Below are 1,267 nucleotides of genomic sequence, written 5' to 3'. Positions count from 1 at the left end.
AGGAAGTGTTCGTCCCGCTGTCGCACGCGCCCGGTCACGCGCAGGTGGATTTTGGCGAGACGCTTGGTGTGATTGACGGGGTCGAGTGCAAGCTGCACTATTTTGCGATGGCGTTGCCGCATTCGGACGCGTTCTTCATCAAGGCCTATCCTGCCGAGACGACCGAGGCGTTCTGCGATGGGCATGTCTCCGCCTTCGCATTCTTCGGCGGCGTGCCGTTGTCCATCCTGTATGACAACACTTTGATCGCTGTCGCCAAGATCTGCGGTGATGGAAAGCGGGAGCGAACCAGGATCTTTTCCGAGTTGCAGTCGCATTATCTGTTCGACGACAAGTTCGGTCGGCCGGGAAAGGGCAACGATAAAGGCAACGTCGAAGGCATAATCGGCTATGGGCGACGGAACTTTCTCGTGCCCGCGCCCCGGTTCAACAGCTTCGATGAGCTGAATGCCCGGCTCGAAGAACAATGCCTGCGGCGCCAGGACGACACCGTGCGTGGTCATTCAGAGCCGATCAGCGAACGCCTGTTGCGCGACCTGGATGCGCTGATGGCACTGCCGCCCACGCCTTACGATGCTTGCGAGAAGGTCAGCACACGGGCGACGTCGATCTCCATGGTCCGCTATCGCAACAACGATTATTCCGTCCCGGTCGCCTACGCACACCACGAGGTTCAGGTCCGGGGCATCATGCTGAAAGCATGTCTCCGACATGACGTCCATGAGGTGGTCATCCATTGCCCGGCAGTTGATTGCACAGCAATCAATGAGAGGGGGCTGCGGCGCAGAGGTGATCGCCCGCCATCCACTGCCCGGCAGGCGATTGCAAAGCAATCGCTGAGAGGGGCGGTCCTACGAGAAGGCCGACATGGTGTTCGATCCGATGCACTACCTGCCTCTTCTGGAGCAAAAGGTCGGGGCATTGGATCAGGCCGCACCACTCAAAGGCTGGGACCTGCCCACTGAGTTCGCCACCCTGCACCGGTTGCTGGAAGCGCGGATGGGAAAGAAGGGCAAGCGCGAGTACGTCCAGGTTCTGCGCCTGCTGGAGACCTTCGAGATGCACCATGTCCATGGCGCTATCAAACAGGCGCTCGATCTCGGGGCCCTCGGCTACGACGCAGTCAAGCATCTGGTCCTGTGCCGGATCGAGAAACGGCCACCGCGGCTTGATCTGGACATCTATCCCTACCTGCCCAAGCCCCAGGTCGAGACGACTGACCCGGCCAGCTACAAGGTGCTGATGTCCGGGGCAGCGGCATGACCGA

Annotated in this window: 1 protein-coding gene and 1 pseudogene; both read left to right on the top strand. The window is 60.5% G+C overall.

The annotated features are described in order from the left end of the window. A pseudogene (istA, locus tag EDD52_RS24460) lies at positions 1–752 on the top strand (IS21 family transposase); the annotation flags it as partial. 169 nt (positions 753–921) lie between these two features. Continuing rightward, a complete protein-coding gene (locus EDD52_RS24455) occupies positions 922–1,263 on the top strand; it encodes a hypothetical protein (RefSeq protein ID WP_424449943.1) in 342 nt (113 codons plus the stop codon). Positions 1,264–1,267 lie beyond the last annotated feature (4 nt).

Origin of the sequence: Primorskyibacter sedentarius (assembly GCF_004342065.1) — a bacterium.
GTDB classification, from domain to species: domain Bacteria; phylum Pseudomonadota; class Alphaproteobacteria; order Rhodobacterales; family Rhodobacteraceae; genus Primorskyibacter; species Primorskyibacter sedentarius.
This window is presented reverse-complemented; position numbering and strand designations above follow the sequence as displayed.